The 23,028-nt window shown below is 41.4% G+C and carries 17 protein-coding genes and 1 pseudogene; 14 read left to right on the top strand and 4 right to left on the bottom strand.

Annotated elements, in window-relative coordinates; all coding sequences use genetic code 11:
• Positions 1 to 48 precede the first annotated feature (48 nt).
• A complete protein-coding gene (locus tag ACXAD1_RS14035) occupies positions 49 to 1,953 on the top strand; it encodes an endonuclease MutS2 (protein ID WP_474910382.1) in 1,905 nt (634 codons plus the stop codon).
• 376 nt (positions 1,954 to 2,329) lie between these two features.
• Here ACXAD1_RS14035 and ACXAD1_RS14030 read toward each other — a convergent pair whose 3' ends face one another.
• Positions 2,330 to 3,745, bottom strand: coding sequence for a flavin monoamine oxidase family protein (locus ACXAD1_RS14030; RefSeq protein ID WP_474911314.1), 1,416 nt, complete (start codon positions 3,743 to 3,745; stop codon positions 2,330 to 2,332).
• Between the two features lie 388 nt (positions 3,746 to 4,133).
• Between ACXAD1_RS14030 and ACXAD1_RS14025 the strand changes: the two genes are divergently transcribed.
• The 3 genes from ACXAD1_RS14025 (at position 4,134) to ACXAD1_RS14015 (ending at position 9,160) form a co-directional block, all read left to right on the top strand.
• Positions 4,134 to 5,603 (top strand): helix-turn-helix domain-containing protein, encoded by a 1,470-nt coding sequence (locus ACXAD1_RS14025; RefSeq protein ID WP_206844735.1) that lies wholly within the window; start codon positions 4,134 to 4,136, stop codon positions 5,601 to 5,603.
• 384 nt (positions 5,604 to 5,987) lie between these two features.
• A complete protein-coding gene (locus tag ACXAD1_RS14020; protein WP_206844737.1) occupies positions 5,988 to 7,568 on the top strand; it encodes a BCCT family transporter in 1,581 nt (526 codons plus the stop codon).
• 26 nt (positions 7,569 to 7,594) lie between these two features.
• Positions 7,595 to 9,160 (top strand): HAL/PAL/TAL family ammonia-lyase, encoded by a 1,566-nt coding sequence (locus tag ACXAD1_RS14015; RefSeq protein WP_474910381.1) that lies wholly within the window; start codon positions 7,595 to 7,597, stop codon positions 9,158 to 9,160.
• A gap of 110 nt (positions 9,161 to 9,270) precedes the next feature.
• On the opposite strand, the gene ACXAD1_RS14010 is transcribed toward ACXAD1_RS14015, so the two are convergent.
• Both ACXAD1_RS14010 and ACXAD1_RS14005 read right to left on the bottom strand, forming a co-directional pair.
• A complete protein-coding gene (locus tag ACXAD1_RS14010) occupies positions 9,271 to 10,692 on the bottom strand; it encodes a Na+/H+ antiporter NhaC family protein (protein WP_474910380.1) in 1,422 nt (473 codons plus the stop codon).
• A 93-nt stretch (positions 10,693 to 10,785) separates the two neighbouring features.
• Complete coding sequence (locus tag ACXAD1_RS14005) at positions 10,786 to 10,980, bottom strand: hypothetical protein (protein WP_206844743.1); 195 nt, start codon at positions 10,978 to 10,980, stop codon at positions 10,786 to 10,788.
• On the opposite strand from ACXAD1_RS14005, the gene ACXAD1_RS14000 reads away from it, so the two are divergent.
• The 9 genes and pseudogenes from ACXAD1_RS14000 (at position 10,979) to ACXAD1_RS13960 (ending at position 21,224) form a co-directional block, all read left to right on the top strand.
• On the top strand, positions 10,979 to 11,275 hold the full coding sequence (locus ACXAD1_RS14000; protein ID WP_370222955.1) for a heterocycloanthracin/sonorensin family bacteriocin: 297 nt from the start codon (positions 10,979 to 10,981) through the stop codon (positions 11,273 to 11,275). The genes ACXAD1_RS14005 and ACXAD1_RS14000 overlap by 2 nt on opposite strands.
• A 159-nt stretch (positions 11,276 to 11,434) precedes the next feature.
• A complete protein-coding gene (locus ACXAD1_RS13995) occupies positions 11,435 to 13,390 on the top strand; it encodes a putative thiazole-containing bacteriocin maturation protein (RefSeq protein WP_474910379.1) in 1,956 nt (651 codons plus the stop codon).
• On the top strand, positions 13,387 to 15,330 hold the full coding sequence (locus ACXAD1_RS13990) for a TOMM precursor leader peptide-binding protein (RefSeq protein WP_474910378.1): 1,944 nt from the start codon (positions 13,387 to 13,389) through the stop codon (positions 15,328 to 15,330). The genes ACXAD1_RS13995 and ACXAD1_RS13990 overlap by 4 nt, the downstream gene beginning before the upstream one ends.
• Before the next feature lie 22 nt (positions 15,331 to 15,352).
• Positions 15,353 to 16,927, top strand: a complete 1,575-nt coding sequence (locus ACXAD1_RS13985; RefSeq protein ID WP_474910377.1) for a SagB/ThcOx family dehydrogenase — start codon at positions 15,353 to 15,355, stop codon at positions 16,925 to 16,927.
• Positions 16,928 to 17,261: 334 nt separating this feature from the next.
• Positions 17,262 to 18,073, top strand: a pseudogene (locus ACXAD1_RS13980) (aminoglycoside adenylyltransferase domain-containing protein).
• 134 nt (positions 18,074 to 18,207) lie between these two features.
• A complete protein-coding gene (locus tag ACXAD1_RS13975; protein WP_474910376.1) occupies positions 18,208 to 18,885 on the top strand; it encodes a GNAT family N-acetyltransferase in 678 nt (225 codons plus the stop codon).
• Positions 18,886 to 18,997: 112 nt separating this feature from the next.
• Positions 18,998 to 19,420, top strand: coding sequence for a FosM family fosfomycin resistance protein (gene fosM / locus ACXAD1_RS13970; RefSeq protein WP_206844750.1), 423 nt, complete (start codon positions 18,998 to 19,000; stop codon positions 19,418 to 19,420).
• Positions 19,421 to 19,535: 115 nt separating this feature from the next.
• Complete coding sequence (locus tag ACXAD1_RS13965) at positions 19,536 to 20,051, top strand: DinB family protein (protein ID WP_206844751.1); 516 nt, start codon at positions 19,536 to 19,538, stop codon at positions 20,049 to 20,051.
• Positions 20,052 to 20,339: 288 nt separating this feature from the next.
• Positions 20,340 to 21,224 (top strand): PAS domain-containing protein, encoded by an 885-nt coding sequence (locus ACXAD1_RS13960; RefSeq protein WP_474910375.1) that lies wholly within the window; start codon positions 20,340 to 20,342, stop codon positions 21,222 to 21,224.
• A gap of 219 nt (positions 21,225 to 21,443) precedes the next feature.
• Here ACXAD1_RS13960 and ACXAD1_RS13955 read toward each other — a convergent pair whose 3' ends face one another.
• A complete protein-coding gene (locus tag ACXAD1_RS13955) occupies positions 21,444 to 21,830 on the bottom strand; it encodes a winged helix-turn-helix transcriptional regulator (protein WP_474910374.1) in 387 nt (128 codons plus the stop codon).
• Positions 21,831 to 21,974: 144 nt separating this feature from the next.
• Here ACXAD1_RS13955 and ACXAD1_RS13950 point away from each other — a divergent pair, with 144 nt between their 5' ends.
• A complete protein-coding gene (locus ACXAD1_RS13950; protein ID WP_474910373.1) occupies positions 21,975 to 22,850 on the top strand; it encodes an SDR family oxidoreductase in 876 nt (291 codons plus the stop codon).
• Positions 22,851 to 23,028 lie beyond the last annotated feature (178 nt).

The following is a 23,028-nucleotide window of genomic DNA, read 5'->3' as shown; positions in this document are numbered from 1 at the left end:
GTGGGGAAGGCTTTTGCGGGCTATTTTATTTGGAATGAGGCAGAGAAAATGAATAATATGACTTTTGAAAAATTACAATACCACGAATTGAAGAATAAAGTGAAACAGCATTGCGTCAGCAGTTTAGGGAAAGAGTTAATCGACCGGCTGCAGCCGAGTCCAAATGTGAAAGCCGTCCGCAATCGCTTAAATGAAACAAGCGAGGCCCGAAGGCTGCTGGACGCCGAAAAGCATTTGCCATTAACAGGCATTTCCAATATCACAAGCCATATTGAAAAATTGGAAAAAGGCATCATATTAACTCCCTCCGAGTTAAATGCGGTATCCGATTTTTTAAGAGGCTGCCGGAAAATCAAAAAGTTTATGGCTGATAAAGAATTTTTTGCTCCAGTCCTGTACACGTATGCGCTATCTATGACTGAATTTAGACATATTGAAGAAGAGATCTTATATGCGATTAAAGGAAACATGGTTGATTCCGGTGCCAGCAAAGAGCTGAAACGAATCAGAAATCACATAGCGAAAACAGAAGGGAAAATCGAAGAACGATTGAACAAGTTTTTGCGCAGTGGAGCAAATAAAGAATACATTCAAGAATCATATATCAGCAAAAAGGATGACCGTTTTACGATTCCGATTAAAGCATCTTTTAAAAATCAGGTAGCCGGAACCGTTATCGAAACATCTTCAAAAGGCTCGACTGTTTTCATTGAGCCTGATGCAGTTTCAAAGCTTAATGTTGAATTGGCGATGCTAAAATCGGAGGAGTCGGTAGAGGAATATCAAATATTAGCCACGCTTTCCGGAGCGATTCTAGAATCCATTCATGAGATCCGCATCAATATTGAATGCATCAGCCAGTACGACATGATTTTTGCCAAAGCGAAGTACAGCAAAAGTACGGACGCGATTGAACCGGAGATTAATAATTATGGGTATATCAAATTAGTAAGCAGCAAGCACCCTTTATTAGAAGGAAACATTGTCCCGCTGGATTTTGAAATCGGGAAAAATTATAGAAGTTTAATCATAACAGGTCCTAATGCAGGCGGGAAAACCGTCGTATTAAAGACAATCGGAATCCTCACTCTTGCTGTCATGTCCGGGTTTCATATTATGGCGAAACCGGGAAGTGAAATCGCCATCTTTGACAATGTGTTTGTTGATATTGGAGATAATCAAAGCATAGAGAATGCCCTTAGCACGTTTTCTTCCCATATGAAGAACATTTCAGAGATCATGAGTGCTTCCTCGAATAATACGCTGCTTTTATTCGATGAGATTGGAAGCGGAACAGAGCCGAATGAAGGTGCTGCTTTAGCCATTGCCATTCTGGAAGAGTTTTATCATATGGGATGCATTACGATTGCCACTACTCACTACGGTGAGATTAAACGTTATTCTGAAATGCATGATGATTTTATGAATGCTGCGATGTTATTCGACAGTGCCGAATTGAAGCCGATGTATAAGCTCTTAATAGGCGAATCAGGAGAGAGCAATGCGCTTTGGATTTCCAGAAAGATGAATATCCGCGAACATGTCCTGAAGCGAGCGCAAATGTATATTGAAAACAAGGATTATAATCTGGAAGCAGTAAAAGAGAACAAAGTAAAGAAACCAGTGATAGAAGTAAATCAGACTGCAGAAGTATATCAATATGACATCGGTGACCGTGTGAAAATGATCAGCCAGGATGATTACGCCATTGTGTATGAGCCAATAGATAAATTCAATAACATCAAGCTGTTCTATAAAGATGAAATAGTGGAAGTGAACAGTAAACGGATTGAATTGGACATTAAAGCAAGCGAGCTATATCCAGAAGGGTATGATATGAATACCTTATTTACCAGTTACCATGAACGGAAGCGGCAGCATGATTTGGAGAGAGGTTCGAAAAAGGCGCTGCGAAAGGTCCAGAAGGAGATTAGAAATAGAAAGCAGGAATAGTTTTATGAAGGCGATCTTCCAATTTTGGAGAGATCGCCTTTTCTTCCGGCTAATTATCAGACAAGAATAATTTGGCAATCTGTCGCCTAAAATGCCGAGGTTCCGCTCATAACTTTGGAAGTTCGCCGATAAAATTGCGATTTCGCTCATAACTTTGGAAATACGCAGATAAAACTGCGATTTCGCTCATAACTTTGGAATTTCGCCGATAAAACTGCCGATTTCGCTCATAACTTTGGAATTTCGCCGATAAAACTGCCGATTTCGCTCATAAATTTGGAAATTCGCCGTAAAAACTGCCGATTCGCTCAAAACTTTATAATTTCGCCGATAAAGCTGCGATCACTCGCCATTACACCATGTAATTGAACATTCCTTACTTAGGCAAATCATTCACCTCATAGGCAGCTCGTATTCCGGATTCGATTGCCCCTTGAATCCATGTCCTGGTTTTGGATGTATGCTCTCCGGCAAAATGGACACGCCCCTCCGGTGAAACAATACCGGGAAACAATTCGGTTTCCTGTCCGGGTTCAAAGAATGAAAATCCGCCAGAGGCATATGGATTCAGTGCCCAGCTGTATGAAGCTCCTCTAACAAATTGGCTATAAACGATATTACCGTAAATTTCCGCCAGGTTTTTGAGTGCATATTGAATACGCTTTTCCTCCGGCTGACTATCCCATGTATGAGCCTCATCCGCCCAGGTATAGCTGGCAATAAGGATGGCAGGGCCGCTTGTGCCAATCCCAGGACTTGGCAGATAGGTAAATCGAATCGGCTGGTCTGTAATTGTTTTGCCGCCAAGCTGGCCTGCTATTTCCCAAAACCGGGACTTAAACTCAATGGCAATTTTAGTTGCTGCCATATAATTAAGTTCGCGGATAGCTCTCCGCTTGAAATAGGAAAATGAATGAAAGGGTTCTAAATTTACAAACCGCATAGCTGAAAAGGGGATAGTGACAATGGCAAGGTCTCCGGTTATAGTGGATTGCTCTTTGGTTTGCTGATGGGATAATTGAATGGCCACGCTGTTTGTGCCCTGAATGATTCCCGTCATTTTTTGGTGGAGATGAATATCAGTTTTCAATTGAGGGAGGAAAGCCTTTGGCAATCTGTCCATTCCGCCTGTTATTTCATAGTAAGTTCCTGGAGCAGTGAAAATGACCAGCTCACGTAAAACTTCAGTGAAAGACATTCCCATAAAGGCTTCCAAATCCAGCAGCACACCGATCATATCAATCGCGCCAGCGGAAAAATAAAGGTTTAATATATAGCCAAAAGAGTATTTCTTATATTGGCTTTCCAAAATGGCCCAATTTCTTGCAGGGTCTTTGCTGATAAAGTCAATAAAAGGCTGTAACGCTGTCAGCAGAAGTTCCTCAGCCGATTTTCCTCTCTCATTAGGATGAATGGGGAAATTTAATATGCCTGGATAGCGCTCATACACCTCAAGCCGAGTTTTGATGCCATTTGCGTATAGTATATCCATAGGAGTGCGGTTAATAAATACATTTATAGGGAGTTTGAATTTTTCTATATAGGATAAGGTCAGAGAATGGATATGAGGTATCCTCATTGGGCCTGCGTTAAAGTATAATCCTTTGCTGAAAGGGGAGCGCATGGTATAAACACGTCCGCCAATTCTGTCATTTGCTTCCAGAATGGTAATCTTATGCCCGGATTCCTTTAATAAAGAACCTGCCACCAGACCAGCCATACCTGAACCAACTATGACGATATGCTTTGGCGTCCGTGTCTTTTGTAGGCCGTGATGAACCACATTCAGCATTTGATCATTCGTTAATTCCGGCTTTTTCTTCCAAGTCATCTCTCCGCCCCTTTGCAATAGGATTCATTGCAGTATATTCAGATTAAGGAATCACCATGTGTCATTATTAGTAAAAGGGCTAAAATTAGAATCTTGTCTTAATACTCCTTATGTGGCGTACAAGCTGAAAAAATTAAATCCTGCAGCTAGTTAGCCTAACCAAAACCATTAGATCATATATTGCCAAGTCAATAAGAGAATTATAGTAAGAAATATTGTCATAGGATTCGTTTGGTTGTAATTATCGAAAAATAGTTTATTTATTAAAATTTCCTTTATACTAAATAAAAAAGTTTTACAACTTAGTAGTTTAACATTTTTCAAATTAGGATTGGCAGGTGCAGCGATTATGAAGTTATTAATTTCTGAAAGGGACCAGCATGAAAGAATAGCAATTGAATGGCTTATTTCAGCATACTCACTCCCAATACATCAAGTAGTTACAGCTAGCACGATGAAGGAAACGATGACATTGTTAGAAAAAGAAGCGCCTGATATTTTATATATTGAGATTGATATGATTCCGAATGAAAATTGGGCCTCTATGACAAGAATTGTCAAAAGATTCTGCAATAAGGTGATTTCAGTTTCGGCAGAAGCAACTTTTGAAAGAGCTAAACAAGCTCTTGAATGGCAAAGCGTTGATCTGCTTGTAAAGCCACTTGACCCGATTAAAATTAAACGCTGCCTTCAAATGGCCATTTCTCACGATGTACATCGTGAGCCAGCCGATATTGCATCATCAGTCTTAAAAAATAATCAGTATTCTTATCGTACTTTATTCTTACAGGATGAACTCTCGGAATCTGATGCATCCCTTATGCTTCTGCAAACAGAGAATCAAGGTGTATTAGAATTAAATGCATTCATAAGCTTTTACTCATTTATGGAGCCCCCGGTGATTATGCCTTTAATGGACGCTGTTGTCTGTGTTTTCAGAGGCACTAACGGGGGACTGAAAGAAGAGGCTTGGAAAATTTTAAGAGATTGGGAAGAGTTGAATTTTGAGCCGTTAGCAGCAGTCATCATCCCTGGAGGTATTGAAAGCGGTTCCGTTCATGAAAAATATTTAAGGGCAAGAAGCTTGTTGAAAGTGACTTTTTTTATTGGTTATAGACAGGTCATCTTTCCGAAAAATGGATATGAAACCTGGTGTGAAGTTGATCCCTTTTTGACTCCAAATGAACAACGTGAGTGGATAAATATGATGAACAGTTTTGATAAGCCAAAAATAAAAGAATGGATGCATGATGAATTTTCACATATTCATACACCTTTTCCAAATCCAGAAAACCTTCGTACAAGATTGACTAGTATTTTAGCCCAGATTAGGCGTTTTATGAAGACCTATAAGCTCGACAAACAACAATTGGAAAGTGATTATATGAAAATATACTCTGAAATATTAAACAATAGCGTTTTATTTCGAATCGTACAGGAAATGCTTTTATTTATCTATCAAATAATTGATTGTGCTCTTCAGGCAGAAGCAGTTTCTAAAAATGATGTAATAGAAAAAGGAATCAGGTTTATTGAATTAAATTATAGTAACCCAGATTTATCATTGGAGATAGTTGCTGAAGAAGTCGGCAGGAACCCTTCATATTATAGCCACTTATTAATGAAAAAGCACGGCACGCCTTTCCGGCAGATCTTAACTAATGTAAGAATTCAAGAGGCAAAACGACTTTTAACTTCTACGGAATTTTCAATTAAAGAAATATCGTATAAAGTTGGTTTCCATAACCCCAATTATTTTGCACGCCTGTTTAAAGAAACTACTTACTTTACACCGAGAGAATATCGATTAATTAAATAGTACATATAATTTCTCTGGTTCATCTAAAAAAAATATAGAAAACTAAAATAATTATAGATTTCCATGATAGACACAATTAAATATCAAATAAATGTATTGATGTTCAAAACGAAGGTGCATTTTTATCAAACGTTGTATAATTTATAATTTTCAGTAAATTAGCAGGAAGTTGGTGAGTACACCGTTTTAGTAACAAAGTGTAATTATCTTACTAGGTATGAAGCTTTTTTAAAAGAACAGTTGCGCAGGGAGCACGGTAAATTAAGTAAATTCGGCAGGGCTGTTAAGAGAAAATCAAATCTTACTTACTTCAGGATTGTAAAAAGGGGCCGAACCCTTTAATGTATTTTTATTTGTATTTAATTTGTAAAAGGGGGAATTGTCATGTCTTTAGAAACGGGTAAGCCAAGCAGTCCAGAGATAATGGTTGAGACAGAAAGGAAAACACGTAAAGGTGTTTTCTGGCCAGCGTTCCTGATTGTAGGCGGAGGGGCTATTCTGGGGATCGTAAACAACAAAATGCTGACTGACATTTCAATGAATGGTTTTTTAGGTTCATTACGAGGATTAGGCTGGCTTTATCAAATTATTTCTATAGTAGCTTTGGTCATTGTTGCACTGGTCACGTTCACAAAGCTTGGGAAAGTGCGGCTGGGGGGAGATGATGCAAAGCCAAAGTTTTCATTCCCTGTTTGGTTTGCGATGGCATTAACAGGGGGGATTGCAACAGGTGTTATCACATATGGGGTCAATGAACCCATTATCTATTTTGGGAATATTTATGGAGAAATGGAGCAAACCGGAATCACCCCAGGAACCACAGAAGCAGCAATTTTTGCAATGGGGCGAAGCTTCTATAATTGGAGCTTTATACCTTATGCCATGTATTCCTTAAGTGGCCTCGTTGTAGCGTACATGTACTTTAATCGTAAAAAATCTCTCTCGGTTACAGCCACGTTAATTCCCTTATTCGGAGACAAGGTGACAAAGGGTATTTGGACGAGCATCATTGATACTTTGTCGGTACTAGCCATTGCATTAGGTCTAGCATCTTCACTTGGTGCAGGGTTGGCTCTTGTTGGCTCAGGAATTGAGACAACTTATGGAATTCAGCAGGGACCTGTTGTTTGGCTGGTATTAACCTTCCTAATAACTGGTACATTTACACTTTCTGCTTTGAAAGGTTTAGATAAAGGGATTCGTATCTTATCTGATGTAAATGCAAAAATCTTTTATGTTATCTTAATTACTATCATAATTGTTGGTCCCACTCTATATATACTGCGCACTTCTACTGCAGGGATGGGATATTGGCTTCAGAATTTCTGGTCTTGGGGACTGGATCCTATAGACATGGGCGGGGAAGCGCTTGTCATGTGGTGGACTTTGTATGACTGGGCCATCTGGATAGCATATGCACCATTAATGGGAATTTTTCTGGCTATTATCTCGCATGGAAGAACCATTCGAGAGTTCATGCTGATCAATTGGATTTTACCCTCTGTATTTAGCATCATCTGGTTTGGAATCTGGGGAGGAACGGCATTATTCTGGCAGCAAAATGACGTGGTGGATCTGGTTGGGACAATAACAGAAAGCGGAGCAGTTGCTGGACTATGGGCTTTCTTAGCTAATTTGCCTCTAGGCAGTATATTAATTCCTGTTATCATGATAACCCTAATTCTTTCTTTTGCAACTGCTGCCGATTCCATGGTTCGGACCATTGCATCGTTATGTACCGAGAATATACGTCATGACGAGGAACCTGCTAAGTGGAAAAAGCTTCTTTGGGCACTTTCGATTGCTGCGATAGCATTTATCATGGTGGCATATGCTGGTGGAGCACAAGGGGTTGACGGAGTAAAATATTTAGCAGCCCTTGGAGGTTCAACAGTCCTCTTTATATTTGTACTTCAAGTCGCGTCCGCGATAAAGATGTTTTTTATTGATAAAGTTGAAAGATAGATCGCATAGAAATGGGGGGATGGAGAATGCATGCTAAAGATATAAGAAAGGTTGTCTTAGGCAATAGACTGACACTGGGAGAGGTTGTAGCGGTCGCCCGGTTTAAGGCTGATGTTGAATTTTCTGCAGTTTATCAGGTGAAGGTGGATAAATCTCGGCGTCTGTTAGAAAAGCAGATCGAGCAGGGGGAAATCATGTATGGTGTTAATACCGGTTTTGGAGCACTCTATACTCAAATAATCTCTCCTGAAGAAACTGCACAGCTGCAGAGAAACATTTTATTATCTCACGCAGCCTCTGTTGGTGAACCACTTCCAAAAGAAGTCGTAAGAGCGATAATGCTAATGGTTCTGCAAAATCTTGGCCAGGGTTATTCTGGTGTTCGTCTTGAAACTTTGGAGATGTACCGACAATTCTTAAATTTAAACTTGACTCCATTTTCTCCAAAAGAAGGATCGGTGGGATATTTAAGTCCAGAGGCTCATATCGCCCTTGTTTTAATAGGGGAAGGACAGGCTTATTTTGGCGGGGAGCTGATGTCGGCGAAAAAAGCGCTGCACCTGGCTGGGATTGAACCAATAACCCTTTCAGCAAAAGAAGGGCTGGCACTTACGAGCGGTACAACCAGTCCAACTGGCATGGGAGCACTGGCATTGTACGATATGTTAAAGGCAGCGGAGACCGCTGATATAATTGGAGGCATGTCTCTTGAAGTTTTAAAAGGAACAGTCCGAGCTTTTGATGAACGGCTGATTTCTGTACGACCGCACAAAGAACAGCAAGAAACAGCTTCCAACATACGTAAGATACTTTCAGACTCACATATGGCTAAAGCTTTTGAAAATTACCGTTTACAGGACCCCTTATCCCTAAGGGCTATTCCACAGCTGCACGGAGCGGCAAAAAAAACCCTTAATGATGCACATACAACAATTGAAATAGAGATGAATGGATGCAGTGACAATCCAATTTTATGGCCAGATAGTGAAGAAGGGGGTACAATCTCAGGCTGCAATTGTGATTCTTCCTATGTTGGCATTGAACTGGATTCTGCCTGTATCGCGGCAGCTGCCCTTGCCAAGATGTCAGAAAGGCGTAATAGCAGACTCATTAATGAAAAGCATTCCGAGTTACCCAATTTTCTAATTAAAAATGCAGGGTTAAATTCTGGTCTAATGATTCCGCAATATAGCCAAGCTGGTCTTTTAAATGATATGAAAATACTTTCCCATCCTGCAACAGCAGACAGCATTCCTACATGCGCTGATCAAGAAGATTATGTTGCGATGGGCTACAATGCAGCAAAAAAGGCACGAGAGGTTGCCTCAAAACTGGAATATGTGTTAGCAATCGAGTTGTTATCTATTTACACTGCTCACCAGTTAACTGACAATTATCCTTCACCAGGATCTGCAAGCCAAGCTGTTTTGGACAAGCTTGCTTGCTTTATCCCTAAAATGGAAGAAGACCAATATTTATATCCTTTTCTCGAAGGAATTAGAGATTTGATACATTCGGGTGAAATGATTCAATGTGTGGAGGATAAGCTAGGGAAGATTTTTAATAAAGAATTTATAAATGGGAATTTATGAAAAAACTAATTTGCATTTAATGAATAATAGATGGACTAAATACAGTTGCTTTCCCATGGCTAGAAAGGCTCCTGCTATAACAGCAGGAGCCTTTTGATATATTAGATATACTATTGGACGAACAACCCGCCAGCAATGAATAGCCCGGCTGCAATCACACCGCCAATCGCTGAAACCTTCAATTTGTACCGGGCATAATCAACTAAATCCATATCGAGAATCGAAGCAGTGGTAATGGTCGTATCTCCAAGCGGTGAGGTTAACGCTCCGAATGCCCCGCTTGCAAATACGGCTCCAACAGTAAGCGGAATGGAGGCACCAGTCGATACCGCCAGGGTAATTCCAAGCGGCATGAATAATCCCCAGGTTCCCCACGAGCTTCCAATAAAGTAGCCGACCACTGATCCGAGCACGAAGATGGCTGCTGGAGTCAGGAAGGCTGGCAGAAAGCTTCCAAGTGAATGCCCGATAAAGTCGGAGAACCCAAGATCCTCCGCCGCCAGTGTCAGCGCCCAAATCAGAATGAGCAGGCTGATCGCCTCCATCATCTGATTGCCTCCGTCATAAAAATGATAAAGAATTTCGTTCATCTTCTCCCGTCTAATTATGTAGAAAACAAAGGTTAAAACGAGGGTAATAAAAACAGCCAGCAGCATCACAAATGTAGCATCTGCCATGGAAAAAGCCTCAAATATTGTATTTGCGCCCTGTGCCATGCCATCCTGCCATAACAGGAACAAAGAAAAGGCAAGCAATAAAAAGACCGGGAAAATCAAATGCCATGGCTGGGCTTTGACAAGCGATAATTCCTTCTTAATTCCCATCCGGTGGAATTCATGCTCTTCTTCTTCCAGATCTGTATGGGCTTGTTCCTGCCCTTGCTTTTTTCTTCGCGGCCAGAATGTCTGAAAAATACCAATCAGCAGCATAATGATCGCGTAAAAGTTAAACAAAATACTTAATAAAAAAATTTCATATGCCGACATATCCAGGTTCAGCCCGCTGATGCCGCCTTCAACCAGGGACACCATGAAGCCTACAAATGCCGTTGCAACCGGAAGCAGCACGATGACTGATTCGGTTGAAATATCCAAAGTCATGCCCACTTTTTGCTTGGACAGGTTCATCTTTTTGATTAAGGATTTTATTATAGGCCCAATCATCATAATTCGAAACATCGGCATCATGAAGGTGAAGGGGAGGGTGATCCAGATGAACAAAAGAAGACCGCGTTCTGACCGGATCCGCCTCCCGGCCCATTCGGAAAACCCCTTAATGCCACCCGCAATATTCATCATCCCGACAAGCCCGCCGAACAGATATAAAAATCCGACTATCTTGATATTCGTTTCATCGGATAGGGTCGTTACAATATAAGCCACCGACTGTTCAGTCCCCGACAGCAAGTCTGCCGTTACTATAATGGAGCCAACAAGTATGCCCACTACCAAACCCGGCAGGATGTTCTTCAGCCAGATGGACATTCCGATTACGATTAGAAATGGTATGAGCGATAGCCAGGTGTTATTCAAGTTTATGCCCTCCAATGAAAATGCCGTTACTAAATTAGTATTGCCAGGGAAGAGGGGTAAATTCCTGAAATTTGACCGCTATTCATGATACGTCTACTCCTGTGGTGAAGGGTACTGCCAGCTATTAGCAGGTACATCCTTTTTTGCTTTAATAAATGAAACCCGCTGAATATGGGTGTTTGATTCAGTAACAATCCCCCATCCTGACACATATTTTGATGAAGAGAGTATCCGAAGAACAGACAGGATCATGATTGATTTCTGATGTTCTTCATTATGCCCCTTCATGTTGCTGGCACATTATATTAAAAAATTCGGAGGTATGATCATGAATGATTTCCAAAACGAACTTCAAATGCTGAATGTTGGTGATTTCCATGCGAACGAGGCCGTTCCGTGGGATCAGAACCAATACTATATGGATCAGGCTCGGCAATGCGGCGGGTTTGGCGGCTGCTTTAGCTGTTTTTTCTTTTTCTGCTTCAGCTGCTTTAACTGCTTTAATTGTTTCCGGTGCTCTAACTGTTTTAGATGCGGAGGCCGCTGTGGCGGGCGCTGCGGTGGCCGTTGCGGCGGACGCTAGCCTGTTTGGTATTTTCAGTTTTATAAGAAAAGGGAAGCCCCTCAGTATGGAGGGGCTTTTCATCTGAGTCTCAGACATATGAGACAAATCCCAATACATAGAATGATGGAGAAGGTATGTTTCATAAATAGGCATAGTTTACGGGTAAGGAGGAGCGAAATGAAAAATTTGACCCCTTCTGTGCGGCTGAAGGTAAAAAGGGACACGTTTTTTATCCCTGATCCAGCCAAAGGTGTGTATTTTCGGAATAATGCAAGCTCCTTCCGCATGGAAGGCAGCATGATCGATCAGTGGGTTCAAAAGCTGATGCCAATGTTTAATGGCGAGTATTCGCTGGGGGAATTGACAGCCGGCTTGCCGGGCCCGCATAGGAATCGGGTGTTTGAAATTGCAGAAGTGCTGTACCGTAACGGCTTTGTACGGGACGTAAGCGGGGACCATCCTCATCAGTTGGAAGAGCATGTTCTTAAAAAGTATTCTTCCCAGATTGAATTGCTGGAAAGCTTTGGTGATTCGGGTGCATATCGCTTCCAGGCCTACCGGCAGGCTAAAGTGCTGGCAGCAGGATCCGGGCCTTTTTTCGTTTCGCTGGTTTCTTCGCTGATTGAGTCGGGATTGCCTAAGGTTCATATGTTCATAACGGACCCTGAATCGACTAATACACAGCGGCTGAAGGAGATAGTCGCACATGCCCGGCAAACAGACCCCGAAGTTACTGCAGAGGAGGCAGCCCGCGAGAGTGAGGAAGATCATACCTGGGCAGAATTGATTCAGCCGTATGATTCCATTTTATATGTGTCAGAAGCAGGGAATGTTGAGGAGCTGCAGGTTATACATGCCGCTTGCAGGAAAGAGAAGAAGATATTTATTCCTGCTATTATCCACAAACAGGCAGGTATGGCAGGTCCCATCGTGCATCCGGAATCAGATGGGTGCTGGGAGTCTGCCTGGCATCGCGTACATCAATCCGCGTTTTGCGAAGACAAGCAATTGCACACCAGCTCCTCCACGGCAGGAGCTATGCTGGCTAATTTGATCGTGTTTGAACTGTTTAAAGAGGTTACTGGATTAATCAGTGCTGAACAGAGAAATCAGTTTTTCCTGCTGAATCTGGAGACGCTTGAAGGAAATTGGCATTCCTGCCTGCCTCATCCGATCCTGACCGGAAATGCAGCTGTGGAATGGATTCAAGATGTTGATCAGAGGATCGGTCAGAGTTCCGGAAGAAATAATCCTGACAGCTTGTTTCTTTTTTTCAGCCAATTGACTTCCAAAGAATCTGGGATTTTTCATACATGGGAGGAAGGGGATTTAAAGCAGCTTCCATTAGCGCAATGCGAGGTTCAGGCAGTCGATCCGTTGTCCAAGGGACCGGCGGATCTGCTGCCGAACATTGTCTGCACCGAATTGAGCCATACGGAGGCACGCCGGGAAGCGGGTTTGACCGGGATTGAAGCGTATGTGTCGCGGATGGCCGGCCGGCTTGAGCTGCCTCCAAATATTGAAATAAAGGAAAATATTGTAGATTTTTCTGATCCAGCTGGAATTGGAGCAGGGGAAACATTTGCAGAGGGTGTTTTACGCGGGCTGGATAGGTGTTTGGAAAAGGAACTGGCTATGCGTCAAGCGATTCAGAAAACAGTTGCTCCGCTGCGATTGAGTGCAGTAGATGATGAACGCTGCAGGTTCTATTTGGATGCATTGACAACGCTGCAGGGAACACCGAAAATCTGCCTGGGTGAGGAAGTGTCCGGCTTCCCTGTGGTCTGGGTAGGTACGAACGATCGCTGGTTTGGCAGTGTTGGCTTTAATATGACATTAGCTTTGAGGAAAGCGCTGCAGCATGCGATTATACAGGTGCAAAACCAAATGGGCAGACATAAGGGAACTGCAGTGGAGGCATCATCTGTGCTTCTGGAAGAAAATGAGCCTCAATGTCTAGTCATTCCTCCTTGTGATGAGAAGGAACAATCCCAGATCTTGCTGTCTGCCAGACAGGTGCTGGAAGAGAACAGCAAGCGGCTCTTAGTCTGTGAATTTTCGTTCGAACCATTCTTGAAAGAGAGTCTGGCAGGGGTTTATGGGGTGTTCATACGAGAGGAGGAATCTCAGTGAGCGCTATCGTGGTAGTTGTGGGAGAAGGACTGCTGGCGGACAGCATATGCAAAGAACTGCCCGCCGAATATAAGGTAGTTCATCATGTGAATTTCGAGCCTGAACTGCCGGATGGGACTGATTTGATTCTGGTGGTGAACGATACCTGGATGCCTTCAGCTCATAAAAAGGCGGAAGAAGTGTCACGATCATCAGGTATTCCCTGGCTGAGAGGTTTTGTATCATTTGGAGAGGGTGTGATTGGCCCATTCGTTCACCCGTCCGCGCCGGGATGCTCACAGTGTGCGGACACTCGAAAACTTCTGGCCGGGCGTGACCGGGAAGAGATGTGGGAACTGCAGCAAAGATTCGAAGAGAGCAGCGGATTAAATCGTGACGCATGGTCATCGCGCTCGGGACTTTTACAGATGTCCTACCTGCTTGCGGCAGAGGTGCAAAGGGTCCTGGAGGACAGCTTGGCGGACCTGGAAAGGCGGATTTATTTGGTCAGCCTGAAAACATTTAAAACCTCTTGCCACCTCATTCTGCCGGATTCATTGTGCCAAGTGTGCAGCTCCCTGCCTGAAGATTCACAGGCAGCTGCAAGAATTACCATCAAGCCAAGTCCGAAAATAAGCGCAGACAGTTACCGCTGCCGCTCATTGGAAGATTTAGATCAAACGCTCGTCAGAAATTACCTGGATCCGAAGACAGGTTTATTAAATGGCAAAATGTATGATTTCACACCGCCTTTTGCGGATGTAGTCGTAAACCTTCCGATGTTTAGAGGGGACGAAGGTGTGGCTGGCCGCACTCATTCCTATAAAGTGAGCGAGCTGACAGCCATTTTGGAGGGGCTTGAACGTTCCTGCGGCATATCGCCCCGTGGAAAGAGGACAGCAGTCTATGACAGTTTCCGTAACCTGGAAGATCAGGCTCTTAATCCTTTAAAAGTAGGTGTGCATGCAGATGAACAGTATGCACGGCCGCACTTTCCATTTAAAAAATTTGATCCTGATATTCCGATGAATTGGGTATGGGGTTATTCGTTTTTGCAGGAGCGCCCGATTTTGGTTCCTGAGCTGCTTGCTTATTACAGCCTAGGGTGCGGGAATGGATTTGTCTATGAAACATCCAACGGATGCGCACTGGGCGGCAGCCTGGAAGAAGCGATCTTCTACGGTATTTTAGAAGTGGTGGAGCGTGATTCATTCCTGATGGCCTGGTACGGACAGCTGGCCCTTCCGCGTCTTGATCCTTATTCCTCCAATGACCAGGAATTGCATCTGATGATTGATCGGGTGAGAACAGTGGCGGGATATGATCTGCATCTGTATAACGCAACAATGGAGCATGGAATTCCGAGTATTTGGGCGATGGCGAAAAACAGGAAGAAAAAAGGCTTGAATATCATTTGCGCGGCCGGAGCCCATCCCGACCCGGTACGGGCGGTAAAAAGCGCGGTTCATGAGTTAGCTGGAATGATGGGGACACTGGACGATAAGTTTGAAGAGAACAAGACGGATTTACAGCAAATGCTGCAAAATTCTTCCCTCGTCGGCAAAATGGATGACCATGGGATGCTTTACGGTTTACCGGAAGCAGAGGAGCGCCTAAAGTTTTTGCTGGATGAAAATCGTCCGCTCCGAACGTTTTCAGAGGAGTTCAAGCGGGATAGGAGACATGCAGATCTTACAGATGATCTGCAGGACCTTCTTCAGGCATTGCACCGGCAAAATCTGGATGCAATAGTGGTGGATCAGACGACACCGGAAATAAAACGGAGTGGATTGCATTGTGTCAAGGTTCTGATACCCGGTATGCTGCCCATGACATTTGGACACCACCTGACACGTGTAACAGGGCTGGAAAGGGTGTTAAAGGTTCCAATGAATCTCGGATATGTAAAAGAGCCGCTTACTCTTGATCAGCTTAATCCACATCCCCACCCATTTCCATAAGCCTGACCGGGAGGTAAATAAGATGAATCCAGATACATTTCTGCACAATTTACATTTTGATATTGACCAGATAAGCCCGCCGGATTGGGAAGTGGATTGGGACGATGCACCGCTTGCCTATAAGCTATACCGGGGCTTGCCAGTTGTTCCCCTGTCGCTGGAGGTTCCCCTTTCTCTTGAAGAATGCGCGGCACCGGCAAATCCTGACCTTAGGAGAATCGGTCATTTTCTTTGGTATACATTCGGCCTTAATCAGTTTAGCCAATCTGTCTTTCCAATGGGTTCCAATGAAGAGGCGGATGGGTTAATGCAGTCGCTTCGGCGGTCTGTACCTTCTGGCGGAGCGCTGTATCCTAACGAATTATACATGTTTCTGAAATTGGATGATTTGCCGGAGGGGATCTACCACTATGATGTGCTGCACCACCGCCTGGTGCTGCTGCGCAAGGGTAATTTCGATTCCTATATTGCCCATGCTCTTGGCAATCGCTGTGATTTGTCATCTTGTTTTGGGACTGTGTTTGTGACGACCATGTTCTGGAAAAATTACTTTAAATACAATAACTTTGCATATCGTCTGCAGGGCTTGGATGCAGGTGTAGTGATTGGACAGTTATTGGAGGTTACAAAGAGGTTTGGTTTTGCAGCGGGAGTTTACTTTCAATTTCTTGATCGTGCTCTTAACCATCTCCTTGGACTGTCTGATCAGGTGGAGAGCGTATATGCCGTTATCCCGCTGTCAGTTGAACCGACCAGCTGGTTTGCGAACAGAAGCAGCAGGGACGGAATGGCCACTGCCTCTGATTTGTGCCAGGAAGTAACATCGATTGAGAATAATTACTGCCTCAGATCCATCAAAGTGAAAGAATTTCCGATGTTAACCAGCATCAATAAAGCATCCATGCAGGAATCAGCTAAATCGTTTCGTCAAATCAACACCCAAGAAAGCAATTGTGAAGGCAGGCATTTGACTCTTCCCCCTGTAAAAAGGATATCGTATGATTTGGCGGCAGTCTGCCGGGAGCGCTTTTCACCGGACATGGATTTCGTTTCAGGTAAGGTAAGCCAGGAGCTGCTTGCTGCACTGCTTCAGGAGGCGACAGAATCCTATTTGTATAGAAACGATTTAGATAGGGCACTAGAAAAGCGCGCGTCACGTGTAACTCTATATGTGTGTTTGAATAATGTCGAAGGGATTCCGGATGGGGCTTACTATTACGACCGCGATGCTCATTCACTAAGGGAGCTTAATCCCGGAGACCATCGGCTTGCGCTTCAATACGGAATGCCTGCTGGCAATGTGAATCTGTACCAAGTCCCGCTCTGCTTTCATGTGGCAGGGGATAAAGATTTCTATAGAACTACACTTGGGTACAGAGGCTATCGCATCCAGCAAATGGAAGCGGGCATGCTCGTGCAGCGGCTGCTTTTAGCAGCGACAGCTCTTGGGATGGGCGGACATCCGCTTCTCGGGTTTGATGTGAAATTGTGTGATGATATATACAGAATGGATACACAGGGAAAAACCAGTCTGATCCAAATCCCGATTGGCTTCTACCGGGCCCGACCGTGGCTGAGGGGAAATTTGATTAGCTAGATTAGAAGATGATTCTGCCCGCAGTAAAAGAATTGCCTTGAGTAGCGGCCATCCATAATGAGGATTGGAAAATTCAATCAAACTGTAAAAAAATATTGTAAAATCTATTTTTAAAAATCGTTAATAAAGATTTGACAAGGGAAGGCTGTTCCGACAGCCTTTTTTTATACCTAATTAAGCTTGTGAAACATTGTACTTAACTATAGGGTGCAAAAGTTGAAGATCCATTAGGATCCAGCTTTTTTTCTTATTCAGCTAAAGAGCATAAGTTGATTTAATTTTATTTAAGTTTTACCTTGACCAAGTTTTCAGTTGATCTATACTTAGAGTGCTGATGGAAGAATATGGGGAGTGGGTCGATTTGGATACTAAGCTTTTCTTAGACAAAATAACTAATCTTTTTAAAGAAGAACTTAGGGATAATTTGTTAGGGATTTATTTACATGGATCTCTGGCAATGGGTTGTTTTAACCCCGATAAAAGTGATATCGATTTCTTAGTCGTCGTAAAAGAAAAGCTAAAACCAGTAAATAATTCCAGGATCGCAAAATTAGCTTTATCCTTACATGATGAAATGTCTAATGAGCGCGGAATAGAGTTTACTATTATCTTAGAAACTTTCCTAAAAAAGTTTGTTTATCCAACTCCTTTTGAGTTTCATTACTCCGATTATCACAGGGAGAAATATCGCACAAATGAGAATTATCTTTGCGGGGGATTTGAAGATGAAGATTTAGCTTCACAAATCGTTGTTGCCTATGAGAGAGGAATAACACTGTATGGAAAACCATTAAGTGAACTTTATGAACCGATCGATAGTCAATATTACCTTGCCTCAATTCTGCATGACGTGGAGGGAGCTGCAGAGGAGATTATAAGCAATCCACCTGCGTACCTGACTCCTATGTACCTAACCTTAAATCTCTGCCGAGTTCTTTTTTTATTAAAGAAGGTAAGATATCTTCAAAGCGAGAAGGCGGGGAATGGGGATTAACTAATCTGCCTCATAAATATCTGCAGTTGGTTGAACATTGTCTAAATGAATATAACGGAAGAGCAGTTAGTAGTGAGCTTGTTTCCCAAATTTTTTATGAATTCATTGAATTCATGCTTAAAGAAATAAAGCAAGACATCTTATTGAGCTAACTGGTGTTTATGTTCAAGAACAGATTCGAGCTGAGAAGGATTTTTTGTGCTATAGAGGCAGGATTAAATTAACCGGCAGGAAATGACTCTGTTATCTTGAATATAAGACAGAAAGATGATGGCGGAGGAATAGTATGATAACTGATTTAGAATTGATGGAGCATCATGTGAATGTGTTATTTAGACATGATAGTGAAAATCGAGTGACAGTTGTGAATGAACTACCTTACAGTGCAGCGCCAAAAATTTTCGTTGGTGCCACTAGAATGGGGAGTATTGTAAGGTATTCAAACTCTCTGGATAAGAGTATTGCAGAGAAGTTAGAGCAAGTTATACGAGCTAACTCTGATGATCATCTAGAAAAAATTATAAAGGCATTAAGCATTGACCATCTTTTAAATACTGTATGGATTGGGCCGGCGTATGTATTCCCTGATGTAAGGGACAGAACTTATTCAAGAGCAATTAAAGTAACACATGAAAACAAAGAAATTTTAAAGCCTCATTTTCCATATACATATGAAGATTTTGATTACAAGCAACCCTGTTTTGTAATAATTGAAGACAATATACCAGTTTCAATTTGCTGTAGTGCAAGGCAGACTTCAAAAGCCGACGAAGCAAGTGTATTTACACATGAAGACTACCGTGGAAGAGCATACGGTGCAGATGTTGCAAAGGCCTGGGCTGCAGAAGTACAAATACTAGGAAGAATTGCGCTATATAGTACTTCTAAGGACAACTTAGCATCTCAATCTGTGGCAAAGAAACTACAATTAGCCCATTATGGAACAGACATTCATATAAGTTGAGTAACACAGGACTGCTTTTTTGTTAAAGTCACTATTGATTAAACGGGGCAGAATACTTCAATATGACTTTTGTATTATGACTATATAAACAAACTTAGTTTGGGGTGATTTGGTGACAATAAAAGGCATTAATCATTTTTTATTTTCAGTTTCCAATTTAGAAGCTTCTATTGAGTTTTATAAAAATGTGTTTGGAGCAAAGTTGTTAGTTAAGGGAAGAAGTACTGCCTATTTTGATATAAATGGTATATGGCTTGCCCTAAATGAAGAAAAGGATATTCCCCGTACTGAAATTTGCCAATCATATACACATATAGCTTTCTCAATAGAAGAAGCGGATTTTGATAATATGTACCGTAAGCTAAAAGAATTGAAGGTAAACATCCTGTCAGGTCGTCCAAGAGACGAAAGAGATAAAAAGTCTATTTATTTTACTGATCCAGATGGGCATAAGTTTGAATTTCATACAGGTACTTTACAAGACAGACTAGATTATTATAAAAAGGAAAAAACACATATGGAGTTTTACAATTAATGATTTTTGTTGGAATTCCAAATTTCTGGGATTAATCCTTAGAGAAAAAAGGAGGAGGTAATCTTATTAAAAGGGAGAATTTTAAAATAAGAATATATTTGAGAGGTGTTTGAAGATGTATCATAGCTTAAGCGATTTTTATACATCCTGGGAATTTGAGGCTGGAGCTACAAGCAGGATTCTTAAAAATCTTACGGATGAATCATTAAAGCAAGAAGTCACTCCAAATCAATGGCCTTTAGGACGTATTGCGTGGCATACTGTCACATCTATCAAAGTGATTAGTTCACAGGCAGGTTTAAGATTTGACGCTCCTAGTGAAGACTGGTCTGTTCCATCTTCTGCTAATTTCATTGCTGAAAGCTATATTAAATCTTCACATGTGTTTGTTGAGGCTTTGAAAACTCAATGGACTGATCAGATCCTGTTGGAACAAATTGATTTCTTTGGTATTAAAATGACAAAGGGAAGTCTTTTATTATTTCTAAACCAACACCAAACTCATCACCGGGGACAAATGACTATTCTAATGAGACAGGCAGGACTTAGAGTTCCAGGGATCTACGGTCCTTCAAAGGAAGAATGGGCACAATTTGGAATGGCTGAACCAAGACAATCTTTATTTGATTAAGTTTTAGAGATATACTGCATCTAGATATTAATTAATTCACTATTAAACAAAGACTCTCATAACTGATTTTTTATCCTGCTGCCAGCTTAGGCGGCTTTTCTTATTGTGCTGAATGGGCAGTTTTGTATAAAATGGTGTGTAATTCTCTGTGCTGTTTTTGCAGCTCTCTTCTCTTTTACTCCTTTTCAGACTGTTAAGCTAGTTGAATTTTATTGCTTGCAAGTTTAGTATGAGATAAAATGAAAAAATTGAGAATGTATTTCAACTTTACATAAAAAGGATATAAATATGTTTAAAAATATAGATTTATTTAATCAGGCCTTTTTTTTTGCTCCGATTGGGATGGCCTTAGTCTCATTAGAGGGAAAATGGATTAAGGTGAATCATGCTTTAACTAACATTACTGGTTATACAGAGGGTGAGCTTCTTACCACGAACTTTCAAACCTTAACTTATCCCAAGGACTTATATACAGATTTATCTTACACACAAGAATTAGTTGAAGGAAAAAGAGACTCTTTTGAGATGGAAAAAAGGTATGTCCACAAAAGTGGGAAGATCGTCTGGGTGTTATTATCTGTATCCATTGTGCGGGAAGGAAACAAGCCATTATTCCTTATTTCTCAAATACAAGATATAACCGATCGTAAAACCTCAGAGAGATTATTGAAACAAATGGCTCATTATGACTTTCTTACCCAATTGCCAAATCGGAGATTGTTTGAAGAACGGCTTAATCATGCAATTGAATCAGCTGATTACAATAAAGGGCTAGTCGCAGTAATGTATCTTGATTTAGATGGGTTTAAGCAAATAAATGATAACTTTGGTCATGACTTAGGAGACATATTGTTAAAAGAAGTCGCCAGTAGGCTTACGGCTTGTACAGAAAATAAGGATACTGTGGCGAGGCTTGCAGGTGATGAATTCACAATTCTACTTCCGGAAACTACAATCGACGATGCAAAACATGTTGCCCAACAGATCATCGATACTCTATCTAATAAAATGTCGGTGCAGAATATTGTTATCTCAATTACTCCCAGTATCGGAATTGCCTTTTGCGATGATTTCAATATGGATGTCAGGAATTTGCTGAAATATGCTGATGGAGCTATGTATCAAGCAAAACTGAACGGAAAGAATAATTATCAAGTTTCACAGAACAGATAAAGCTAAGATATGACATTATTATGAGCGTTGATCCATGAAGGATTAATGCTTTTTTGTTGAATTCAATTAACGGTGCAGTTTAGTTTAAGTTTAAGTCAAATGCTGGATGGAGTTACGAACTAGGTATTTGATATAAATAAATGAAAAATAAAAAATTCCTGCGATTAGAACCTGCTTTTTTCGTTGGCATTTTGTTATTGAGGCTTTTTAAATGCCCTATTATTTTTCTATTTGCGTGGAGTAGTTGTGTTCCTCTATTTTTTTCTTCATAAATTCTTTACCCCATTCTTTCATCGCATCCAGTACTGTGATAAATCTTTTCCCTTGGTCTGTTAGCGAGTATTCCACTTTAGGAGGAACTTCTTTATACACTTCTCTGTGAACTATTCCATCCTCTTCTAATTCTCTCAGTTGTCTTGTCAAAATTCCTTTTGAAATGCCAGGTAACAACCTTTGAAGTTCGTTAAATCTAATTGTTCGCTGGCTTAGATGCCATAAAATGATGATTTTCCATCTTCCAGCAATTACATTTTGCGTAAGTGTCAAAGGACACACTACCTCTAGTTCTTCAGGAGGCTTTTCTCCTTGGAAATTAAATCGAGCCATTTATTGTTTTCCCTCTTTCTCGTAATAGTACTATTTTTGTGACTATGTTATAAAAAAATGCCTACTTTTATTATTGTGACTGTACCTATAGTATATTCTTAAGCTTAATGATTAAATATGAAAATTTTAAATGGAGGGAAAGAAATGAAAATATTAGTTACAGGTGCGACAGGACAATTAGGATTAAAGGTTGTAGAAGCATTATTAAAAACTATACCAGCGAGTAAGTTGGCTGTAAGTGTTCGAAATCCAGAAAAAGCAGGAGGGTTGCGAGCCCGTGGAGTAGATGTTCGATACGGTGACTTTGATAAGCCAGAAACATTAGATTCTGCTTTTTCAGGAATTGATCGGCTATTAATTATATCTACGTTCGGGGATCATGAAACTATCATGATACAGCATAAGAATGCTGTATCTGCAGCTCAGCGTGCTCAAGTGAAGTTTATTGCTTATACAAGTGTAACAAATGCTAGTGAAAGCCAATTTTTCCTCGCCCCACCTCATCGAGCTAGAGAAGAAGCTATTTTGAAAACAGGCATCCCATACTCATTTTTACGGAACAATTGGTATTTTGAAAATGAAATTAACAGCATAAAAGGCGCGATGGCAGGAGCAGCTTGGATTACATCTGCTGGTGAAGGTAAAGTAGGCTGGGTACTTCGACAAGATTTAGCGGAGGCAGCAGCGAATGTATTAATCGGAGAAGGGCACGTGAATACGGTTTACGAACTTTCCGGTAAGCTAATGACTCAAGAGGAATTTTCTTCTGCTCTAGGCGAGGTTTTAGGGAAAGAAGTACCTGTACAACAAGTCGATGATGCTGCTTATGCCGACATTATGAAAGGTGCAGGGGTACCAGAAGCCTATCTTCCTATGCTCGTAAACATGCAAAAAGGTATTCGAGATGGAGGATTAGAGATAGACAGTAACGATTTAGAAAAATTATTAGGTCGCCCTGCTACACCAATAAACGAAGCTTTGAACCAAATTGTCAGCCAAATATCCCAAACAGGAAATTAAATTTTATCAAAAAACGACCTTCTCATATATAAATGGAGGTCGTTTTAATTACAAAGGACTAGAAGTAGGAATTTGGTCTAAATTAATCCCGGTCAAGGTTTAAGCATTGCTATTATGAAGTTCATTTTTCTGGTTTGAGCCTTCATTGTGTTTCGAATAAATGAAAAATAATTAATAA

The sequence above is a fragment of the Cytobacillus sp. ABV4_503 genome, from assembly GCF_056158445.1.
This window is presented reverse-complemented; position numbering and strand designations above follow the sequence as displayed.

Excerpts from the sequence above, each read along its gene's own strand:
- ACXAD1_RS14035 (WP_474910382.1), top strand. The coding sequence starts at position 49 with ATGAATAATATGACTTTTGAAAAATTACAATACCACGAATTGAAGAAT.
- ACXAD1_RS14030 (WP_474911314.1), bottom strand. The coding sequence starts at position 3,745 with ATGCTGAATGTGGTTCATCACGGCCTACAAAAGACACGGACGCCAAAG.
- ACXAD1_RS14025 (WP_206844735.1), top strand. The coding sequence starts at position 4,134 with ATGAAGTTATTAATTTCTGAAAGGGACCAGCATGAAAGAATAGCAATT.
- ACXAD1_RS14020 (WP_206844737.1), top strand. The coding sequence starts at position 5,988 with ATGTCTTTAGAAACGGGTAAGCCAAGCAGTCCAGAGATAATGGTTGAG.
- ACXAD1_RS14015 (WP_474910381.1), top strand. The coding sequence starts at position 7,595 with ATGCATGCTAAAGATATAAGAAAGGTTGTCTTAGGCAATAGACTGACA.
- ACXAD1_RS14000 (WP_370222955.1), top strand. The coding sequence starts at position 10,979 with ATGTTGCTGGCACATTATATTAAAAAATTCGGAGGTATGATCATGAAT.
- ACXAD1_RS14005 (WP_206844743.1), bottom strand. The coding sequence starts at position 10,980 with ATGAAGGGGCATAATGAAGAACATCAGAAATCAATCATGATCCTGTCT.
- ACXAD1_RS13995 (WP_474910379.1), top strand. The coding sequence starts at position 11,435 with ATGAAAAATTTGACCCCTTCTGTGCGGCTGAAGGTAAAAAGGGACACG.
- ACXAD1_RS13985 (WP_474910377.1), top strand. The coding sequence starts at position 15,353 with ATGAATCCAGATACATTTCTGCACAATTTACATTTTGATATTGACCAG.
- ACXAD1_RS13975 (WP_474910376.1), top strand. The coding sequence starts at position 18,208 with ATGATAACTGATTTAGAATTGATGGAGCATCATGTGAATGTGTTATTT.
- ACXAD1_RS13965 (WP_206844751.1), top strand. The coding sequence starts at position 19,536 with ATGTATCATAGCTTAAGCGATTTTTATACATCCTGGGAATTTGAGGCT.
- ACXAD1_RS13960 (WP_474910375.1), top strand. The coding sequence starts at position 20,340 with ATGTTTAAAAATATAGATTTATTTAATCAGGCCTTTTTTTTTGCTCCG.
- ACXAD1_RS13955 (WP_474910374.1), bottom strand. The coding sequence starts at position 21,830 with ATGGCTCGATTTAATTTCCAAGGAGAAAAGCCTCCTGAAGAACTAGAG.
- ACXAD1_RS13950 (WP_474910373.1), top strand. The coding sequence starts at position 21,975 with ATGAAAATATTAGTTACAGGTGCGACAGGACAATTAGGATTAAAGGTT.